Genomic DNA, 7,532 nt, shown 5'->3' on the forward strand with positions numbered 1-7,532 from the left:
TTCGCCGCGCTCGCCTTCAAGCTGATGACCGACCCCTATGTCGGCCAGCTGACTTTCGTGCGCGTGTACTCGGGCGTGCTGAAGTCGGGCGACTCTGTCTACAACCCGATCCGCGGCAAGAAGGAGCGCATCGGCCGCATTCTGCAGATGCACGCCAACCAGCGCGAGGAGATCAAGGAAATTCTGGCCGGCGACATCGCTGCCTGCGTGGGCCTCAAGGAAGTGACTACGGGCGAGACGCTGTGCGACCCGACGGCGATCATCACCCTCGAAAAAATGATCTTCCCTGAGCCCGTGATCTCGCAGGCCGTGGAGCCCAAGACCAAGGCTGACCAGGAGAGGATGGGGATTGCCCTGGGCCGCTTGGCGCAGGAAGACCCGTCGTTCCGCGTCAAGACCGACGAGGAGTCGGGCCAGACCATCATCTCTGGCATGGGCGAGTTGCACCTGGAAATCATCGTCGATCGCATGAAGCGCGAGTTCAGCGTGGAGGCCAATGTCGGCAAGCCGCAGGTCGCATACCGGGAAACGATCCGCAAGGCGGTTTCCGACATCGAGGGCAAGTTCGTTCGCCAGTCGGGCGGCAAGGGTCAGTACGGGCACGTCGTGCTGAAGCTCGAACCGCAAGAGCCCGGCAAGGGTTTCGAATTCGTCGACGCGATCAAGGGTGGGGTGGTGCCGCGCGAGTTCATCCCTGCGGTCAGGAAGGGCGTGGAAGATTCTTTGCCCAACGGCGTACTGGCCGGCTATCCGGTGGTCGACGTCAAGGTGACACTGACCTTCGGCTCCTACCATGAGGTCGACTCGAACGAGAACGCGTTCAAGATGGCCGCGTCCTTCGGCTTCAAGGACGGCTGCCGCAAGGCCAGCCCGGTGATCCTTGAGCCGATGATGGCGGTGGAAGTAGAGACGCCGGAAGACTACGCCGGCTCGGTGATGGGCGACCTGTCTTCACGCCGCGGCATGGTGCAGGGTATGGACGACATGCCCGGCGGCGGCAAGGTCATCAAGGCCGAGGTGCCGCTGTCCGAGATGTTCGGCTACTCGACCACCTTGCGCTCGATGTCGCAGGGTCGCGCCACGTACACGATGGAGTTCAAGCACTACAGCGAGGCTCCGAGGAACGTGGCCGATGCCATCATCACTTCGCGCGGCAAGTAAGTCACGACCGCGTACAGCCGGTCTTCGGCGGGTTGCCGTTCGCTGCCAGTGGTGAACGAAAAAACTTTCCGCCGGAAACCTTAAACCGATCACTGGCTCTGTTCTTTATCCGGAGATTTTGAAATGGCAAAAAGCAAATTCGAACGCACCAAGCCCCACGTGAACGTTGGGACGATCGGTCACGTTGACCATGGCAAGACCACCCTGACGGCGGCCATTACCACGGTGCTGAGCAAGCTCTTCGGTGGCGAGGCCAAGGCCTACGACCAGATCGACGCGGCGCCCGAGGAAAAGGCGCGCGGCATCACCATCAACACTGCCCACGTCGAATACGAGACCAAGAACCGGCACTACGCGCATGTGGACTGTCCGGGCCACGCCGACTACGTCAAGAACATGATCACCGGAGCCGCCCAGATGGACGGCGCCATCCTCGTGTGCTCGGCGGCCGACGGCCCCATGCCGCAAACGCGCGAGCACATCCTCCTGGCCCGCCAGGTCGGCGTGCCCTACATCATCGTCTTCCTCAACAAGTGCGACATGGTCGACGATGCCGAACTCCTCGAGCTCGTCGAGATGGAAGTCCGCGAGCTCCTCGACAAGTACGAATTCCCCGGCGACGCCACCCCCATCATTCACGGCAGCGCCAAGCTTGCCATGGAGGGCGACAAGGGCGAACTCGGCGAGCAAGCCATCATGAAGCTCGCCGACGCCCTCGACAGCTACATCCCCACGCCCGAGCGCGCCATCGACGGCGCCTTCCTCATGCCCGTGGAAGACGTCTTCTCCATCTCCGGACGCGGCACCGTCGTCACCGGGCGCATCGAGCGCGGCATCGTCAAGGTCGGCGAGGAAATCGAGATCGTCGGCATCAGCGTCACCCAAAAGACCACCTGCACCGGCGTGGAGATGTTCCGCAAGCTGCTCGACCAGGGCCAGGCGGGCGACAACGTGGGCATTTTGCTGCGCGGCACCAAGCGCGAAGACGTGCAGCGCGGCCAAGTGCTGTGCAAGCCCGGCAGCGTCAAGCCGCACACCCACTTCACCGCCGAGATCTACGTGCTCTCCAAGGAAGAGGGCGGACGCCACACCCCCTTCTTCAACAACTACCGTCCCCAGTTCTACTTTCGCACGACCGACGTGACCGGTGCGGTCGAGCTGCCCAAGGACAAGGAGATGGTGATGCCGGGCGACAACGTCTCCATCACCGTCAAGCTGATCAACCCGATCGCCATGGAAGAAGGCCTGCGCTTCGCCATCCGCGAGGGCGGCAGGACCGTCGGCGCGGGGGTGGTGGCGAAGATCATCGAGTGATTGCATGACGTTCGGCTTCGGGCGAGAGCCTGAGGCCGGTTTTTTCTCTACCCACTACCGCGGCGCCGGCGCTCCATGCGTCCGCCGCACCGCTCTTTAAGGAAACGTCATGGCAACCAAGCAAAAGATCCGCATTCGCCTGAAGGCGTTCGACTACAAGCTGATTGACCAATCGGCGGCCGAGATCGTCGAGACCGCCAAGCGCACCGGCGCAATCGTCAAGGGCCCCGTGCCGCTGCCCACGCGCATGCAGCGCTTCGACATCCTGCGCTCGCCGCACGTGAACAAGACTTCGCGCGATCAGCTCGAGATCCGCACCCATCAGCGCCTGATGGACATCGTCGATCCGACCGACAAGACCGTAGACGCGCTGATGAAGCTCGATCTTCCGGCCGGCGTGGACGTGGAGATCAAGCTGCAGTAAGGATTGAACGGGGCGGCGCGAGTCCCAGCGGTTGCCAATTTCGCTGCAGCCGCTATAATCGCGAGCTTTTCCGCCAGCGCAAACATGCGCTGCGTGCGAAACATCGGGGTAGGCCTGCAGCCGCAGGCGGCCTCCTTGCAAATCAGCTTGGCCAATCGATGCCAAGCATTGGAGAAGAACCATGACGACAGCCAATCCGGGCCATCAGCTCGGCTTGCTGGGCCGCAAGGTGGGCATGATGCGAATCTTCACGGACGACGGCGACGCCGTTCCCGTGACTGTGCTCGACGTGTCCAACAACCGCGTGACCCAGGTCAAGACCGTCGAGACCGACGGCTACAGCGCCATCCAGGTCACCTTCGGGGCCCGCAAGGCTTCGCGCGTGATCAAGCCGGCGGCCGGCCACTTCGCCAAAGCGGGTGTGGAAGCGGGTGAACTGCTGCGCGAGTTTCCTGTCAGCGCCGAAACCGCCGCGGAATACAAGCCGGGCGGCACGCTGCCCGTCGGCCTGTTCCAGGTGGGCCAGAAGGTCGACGTGCAGGGCACCTCGATCGGCAAGGGCTTCACCGGCACCATCAAGCGCCACAACTTCAGCTCGCAGCGTGCCTCGCACGGCAACAGCCGTTCGCACAACGTGCCGGGCTCGATCTCGATGGCGCAGGACCCGGGCCGCGTGTTCCCGGGCAAGAAGATGTCCGGGCACCGCGGCGACGCGACCGTGACCACGCAGAACCTCGATATCGTGCGCGTCGACGAAACCCGCCAACTGCTGCTGGTGCGCGGTGCGGTGCCCGGCTCCAAGAACGGCTTCGTCACCGTCTGCCCGGCTGTCAAGGTCCGCGCCAAGAAGGGGGCCAATTGATGCAGCTCGAGCTCCTCAACGAACAAGGCCAGGCCGCCTCGAAGGTGGACGCGCCCGACACTGTGTTCGGCCGCGACTACAACGAAGCGCTGGTGCACCAAGTGGTGGTGGCCTATCAGGCCAACGCCCGCCAAGGCACCCGTGCTCAGAAGGACCGTCAGGCCGTCAAGCACTCGACCAAGAAGCCGTGGAGACAGAAGGGCACCGGTCGCGCACGCGCCGGCATGACTTCCTCGCCGTTGTGGCGCGGAGGCGGTCGGATCTTCCCGAACAGCCCGGACGAAAACTTCAGCCACAAGGTCAACAAGAAGATGTACCGCGCCGGCATGGCGGCCATCTTCTCGCAGCTCGCGCGTGACGGTCGTTTGGCAGTGGTCGATTCGATCAAGGTCGATTCGCCCAAGACCAAGCAACTTGCTGCCAAGTTCAAGGCGATGGGCCTGGACTCCGTGCTGGTGATCGCCGACGAAGTGGACGAGAACCTGTTCCTCGCCTCGCGCAACCTTGCCAATGTTCTGGTGATCGAGCCGCGTTACGCCGACCCGCTGTCGCTCGTCTTCTACAAGAAGGTGCTGGTGACGAAGGGCGCGCTCGACAAGCTCAAGGAGATGCTGGCATGAGCGCCAATCCCACTCAAAAGCCGATCGACGAAGGCCGCCTGATGCAGGTGCTGGTTTCGCCCATCGTGTCCGAAAAGGCCACGGCGGTCGCCGAGAAGCACAACCAGGTGCTGTTCAAGGTGCTGCAGGACGCGACCAAGCCCGAGATCAAGGCGGCGGTCGAGTTGCTGTTCAAGGTTCAGGTCGACAAGGTTTCGGTGGTCAACACCAAGGGCAAGGCCAAGCGTTTCGGCAAGGGCGTGGGGCGGCGCGACAACGTGCGCAAGGCCTATGTCTGCCTGAAGCCCGGCCAAGAGCTCAACTTCTCCGGAGAGGGCGCGTAATGGCCGTCGTCAAAGTCAAACCCACTTCGCCAGGCCGCCGTGCCGTGGTCAAGGTGGTGCATTCGCACCTGCACAAGGGCCGGCCCGAGGCGTCGCTGCTCGAGCCGCAGATGCAGAACGCCGGCCGCAACAACAACGGTCACATCACGATCCGGCATAAGGGCGGCGGTCACAAGCACCACTACCGCGTCGTCGATTTCGTGCGCAACAAGGACGGCATCCCGGCCAAGGTCGAGCGCATCGAGTACGACCCGAACCGCACCGCGCACATCGCGCTGGTGTGCTACGCCGACGGCGAGCGTCGCTACATCATTGCGCCGCGCAACCTCGAAGTGGGCTCCACGGTCATGAGCGGCTCGGAAGCGCCGATCAAGGCCGGCAACACCTTGCCGATCCGCAACATCCCCGTCGGCTCGATCATGCATTGCGTCGAGTTGCTGGCCGGCAAGGGCGCGCAGATCGCACGTTCGGCGGGCACTTCGGTGACCTTGCTGGCACGCGAAGGCACCTATGCGCAGGTTCGCCTGCGTTCCGGGGAGGTTCGCAAGATCCACATCGAGTGCCGCGCCACCATCGGTGAGGTGTCTAACGAAGAGCACAGCCTGCGTCAGTATGGCAAGGCCGGCGCACGCCGCTGGAAGGGCATCCGCCCGACCGTTCGTGGCGTTGCCATGAACCCGGTGGACCACCCGCACGGCGGCGGCGAAGGCCGCACCGGCGAGGGCCAGGTGCCGGTGTCGCCTTGGAACACGATGACCAAGGGCTACCGCACCCGCAGCAACAAGCGCACGCAGACGATGATCGTCTCGCGTCGCAAAAAGTAAGGAGCGCATGCAATGTCTCGCTCACTGAAGAAGGGTCCCTTCGTGGACCACCACCTGATCGCCAAGGTCGAAAAGGCCACGGCGATCAAGGACAAAAAGCCGATCAAGACCTGGTCGCGCCGCTCGACGATCCTCCCCGATTTCATCGGTCTGACGATCGCCGTGCACAACGGCAAGCAACACGTGCCCGTGTACGTGACCGATCAGATGGTCGGCCACAAGCTCGGCGAGTTCGCCCTGACCCGCACGTTCAAGGGTCACCCGGCGGACAAGAAGGCGAAGAGGTAAGGCGATGGAAACCCGAGCAATCGTTCGCGGCGTACGGCTGTCGGTCGACAAGGGCCGGCTGGTGGCCGACCTGATTCGCGGCAAGAAGGTCGACCAGGCGCTCAACATCCTGGCCTTCACGCAGAAGAAGGCGGCGCTCATCATCAAGAAGGCCGTCGAGTCTGCGATCGCCAATGCCGAGCACAACGACGGTGCCGACATCGACGAGTTGAAGGTCAAGACCATCTACGTGGAGCAAGGCGCCACGCTGAAGCGGTTTTCCGCACGCGCCAAGGGGCGCGGCAACCGCATCAGCAAGCCCACCTGTCACATCTTCGTGACCGTCGGCAACTAAAAGGCTGGAAGACATGGGACAGAAGATTCATCCGGTCGGCTTCCGCCTTCCCGTCACACGCAACTGGTCTTCGCGCTGGTATGCGTCGAACCGCAACTTCGCCGGCATGCTGGCCGAAGACTTGAAGGTGCGCGAGTTCCTCAAGGCACGCCTCAAGAGCGCCGCGGTCTCGCGCATCCTGATCGAGCGCCCCGCCAAGAACGCCCGCATCACCATCTACTCGGCACGTCCGGGCGTGGTGATCGGCAAGAAGGGCGAGGACATCGAGAACCTCAAGGCCGAGCTGACTCGACGCCTGGGCGTGCCGGTCGCAGTCAACATCGAAGAGATCCGCAAGCCGGAGATCGATGCGCAACTGGTGGCCGACTCGATCACCCAGCAGCTCGAAAAACGCATCATGTTCCGCCGCGCCATGAAGCGCGCCATGCAGAACGCGATGCGCCTGGGCGCGCAGGGCATCAAGATCATGTCGTCGGGGCGCCTCAACGGCATCGAGATTGCGCGCTGCGAGTGGTACCGCGAAGGCCGTGTGCCGCTACACACGCTGCGCGCGGACATCGACTACGGCTTCTCCGAAGCCAAGACCACCTACGGCGTCATCGGCGTCAAGTGCTGGGTCTACCGTGGTGACCGCTTGGCCAATGGCGAGGCGCCGACCATCAAGACCGACGACCGCGACGACGATCGCCGCAACCGCCGCGGCCCGCGCAGCGACCGTCCCGGTGGCGACCGCCGCCCGCCCTCACGCGACGGTGCCCGTGCAGGTGGCCCGGGCGCTCGTCCGGCGCCGCGCACTGACGTCGTCAACCCAGTGGCCGCCGGCAGCGACAAGCCGACCGAGGCCTCCGTTGGCGGAGACGCCCCGAAGCCGGCCGTCAAGCGCGTGCGCAAGGCCCCCGCGCCCGCCCCGACCGGTAATCCCGGCGAGGCGAAAGGAGAATAAGCAATGCTGCAACCCGCTCGTCGCAAGTTTCGCAAGGAACAAAAGGGCCGCAACACGGGCATCGCCACCCGTGGTGCCAGCGTGTCGTTCGGCGATTTCGGCCTGAAGGCCACCGAACGTGGTCGCATCACGGCACGGCAAATCGAGGCCGCGCGCCGCGCGATCTCGCGTCACGTCAAGCGTGGCGGCCGCATCTGGATCCGCATCTTCCCGGACAAGCCCATTTCGCAAAAGCCGGCCGAAGTCCGCATGGGCAACGGCAAAGGCAATCCCGAGTACTACGTGGCCGAGATCCAACCCGGCAAGGTGCTCTACGAGATCAACGGCGTGCCCGAAGCGCTGGCCCGCGAAGCGTTCACCCTCGCAGCTGCCAAGCTGCCGCTGCGGTGCACCTTCGTGGCGCGTCAGGTCGGCGCTTGAGCCGGCCGGAAGGAAAGAC

General features: G+C 64.0%; 11 protein-coding genes. All 11 read left to right on the forward strand.

Annotation, left to right across the window (positions count from 1 at the left end):
- A partial coding sequence (locus tag H0W38_RS11970; RefSeq protein WP_292454251.1) for a translation factor GTPase family protein occupies positions 1–1,161 on the forward strand: 1,161 nt, incomplete at its 5' end.
- Positions 1,162–1,284: 123 nt separating this feature from the next.
- Complete coding sequence (gene tuf, locus H0W38_RS11975; RefSeq protein ID WP_292454254.1) at positions 1,285–2,475, forward strand: elongation factor Tu; 1,191 nt, start codon at positions 1,285–1,287, stop codon at positions 2,473–2,475.
- A gap of 109 nt (positions 2,476–2,584) precedes the next feature.
- Entirely contained in the window at positions 2,585–2,899 is a 315-nt protein-coding gene (rpsJ, locus tag H0W38_RS11980) for a 30S ribosomal protein S10 (RefSeq protein WP_292449381.1), read from the forward strand.
- Positions 2,900–3,080: 181 nt separating this feature from the next.
- Positions 3,081–3,761: a 50S ribosomal protein L3 gene (rplC, locus tag H0W38_RS11985; RefSeq protein ID WP_292454257.1), complete on the forward strand. Its 681-nt coding sequence runs from the start codon at positions 3,081–3,083 to the stop codon at positions 3,759–3,761.
- Positions 3,761–4,381, forward strand: a complete 621-nt coding sequence (gene rplD / locus H0W38_RS11990) for a 50S ribosomal protein L4 (RefSeq protein ID WP_292449377.1) — start codon at positions 3,761–3,763, stop codon at positions 4,379–4,381. Before rplC ends, rplD begins: the two co-directional genes overlap by 1 nt.
- Positions 4,378–4,704, forward strand: coding sequence for a 50S ribosomal protein L23 (gene rplW, locus H0W38_RS11995; protein WP_292454260.1), 327 nt, complete (start codon positions 4,378–4,380; stop codon positions 4,702–4,704). Before rplD ends, rplW begins: the two co-directional genes overlap by 4 nt.
- Positions 4,704–5,528, forward strand: coding sequence for a 50S ribosomal protein L2 (gene rplB / locus H0W38_RS12000; RefSeq protein ID WP_292454263.1), 825 nt, complete (start codon positions 4,704–4,706; stop codon positions 5,526–5,528). The genes rplW and rplB overlap by 1 nt, the downstream gene beginning before the upstream one ends.
- A 12-nt stretch (positions 5,529–5,540) precedes the next feature.
- Positions 5,541–5,816 (forward strand): 30S ribosomal protein S19, encoded by a 276-nt coding sequence (rpsS, locus tag H0W38_RS12005; protein ID WP_292449372.1) that lies wholly within the window; start codon positions 5,541–5,543, stop codon positions 5,814–5,816.
- Positions 5,817–5,820: 4 nt separating this feature from the next.
- Positions 5,821–6,150, forward strand: a complete 330-nt coding sequence (gene rplV / locus H0W38_RS12010) for a 50S ribosomal protein L22 (protein ID WP_292449371.1) — start codon at positions 5,821–5,823, stop codon at positions 6,148–6,150.
- Positions 6,151–6,163: 13 nt separating this feature from the next.
- Positions 6,164–7,093, forward strand: a complete 930-nt coding sequence (gene rpsC, locus H0W38_RS12015; RefSeq protein ID WP_292454267.1) for a 30S ribosomal protein S3 — start codon at positions 6,164–6,166, stop codon at positions 7,091–7,093.
- A 3-nt stretch (positions 7,094–7,096) separates the two neighbouring features.
- The gene (gene rplP, locus H0W38_RS12020; protein ID WP_292454271.1) at positions 7,097–7,513 is read left to right on the forward strand and encodes a 50S ribosomal protein L16; all 417 of its coding nucleotides are present in this window, start codon (positions 7,097–7,099) and stop codon (positions 7,511–7,513) included.
- Positions 7,514–7,532 lie beyond the last annotated feature (19 nt).

It is taken from the genome of Methylibium sp. (assembly GCF_013817365.1).
GTDB lineage: Bacteria > Pseudomonadota > Gammaproteobacteria > Burkholderiales > Burkholderiaceae_C > Methylibium.

Bases quoted from the DNA above. Each gene is read 5' to 3' on its own strand.
- rpsS (WP_292449372.1), top strand. From the start codon at position 5,541: ATGTCTCGCTCACTGAAGAAGGGTCCCTTCGTGGACCACCACCTGATC.
- rplC (WP_292454257.1), top strand. From the start codon at position 3,081: ATGACGACAGCCAATCCGGGCCATCAGCTCGGCTTGCTGGGCCGCAAG.
- rpsC (WP_292454267.1), top strand. From the start codon at position 6,164: ATGGGACAGAAGATTCATCCGGTCGGCTTCCGCCTTCCCGTCACACGC.
- tuf (WP_292454254.1), top strand. From the start codon at position 1,285: ATGGCAAAAAGCAAATTCGAACGCACCAAGCCCCACGTGAACGTTGGG.
- rplW (WP_292454260.1), top strand. From the start codon at position 4,378: ATGAGCGCCAATCCCACTCAAAAGCCGATCGACGAAGGCCGCCTGATG.
- rplV (WP_292449371.1), top strand. From the start codon at position 5,821: ATGGAAACCCGAGCAATCGTTCGCGGCGTACGGCTGTCGGTCGACAAG.
- rplP (WP_292454271.1), top strand. From the start codon at position 7,097: ATGCTGCAACCCGCTCGTCGCAAGTTTCGCAAGGAACAAAAGGGCCGC.
- rplD (WP_292449377.1), top strand. From the start codon at position 3,761: ATGCAGCTCGAGCTCCTCAACGAACAAGGCCAGGCCGCCTCGAAGGTG.
- rpsJ (WP_292449381.1), top strand. From the start codon at position 2,585: ATGGCAACCAAGCAAAAGATCCGCATTCGCCTGAAGGCGTTCGACTAC.
- rplB (WP_292454263.1), top strand. From the start codon at position 4,704: ATGGCCGTCGTCAAAGTCAAACCCACTTCGCCAGGCCGCCGTGCCGTG.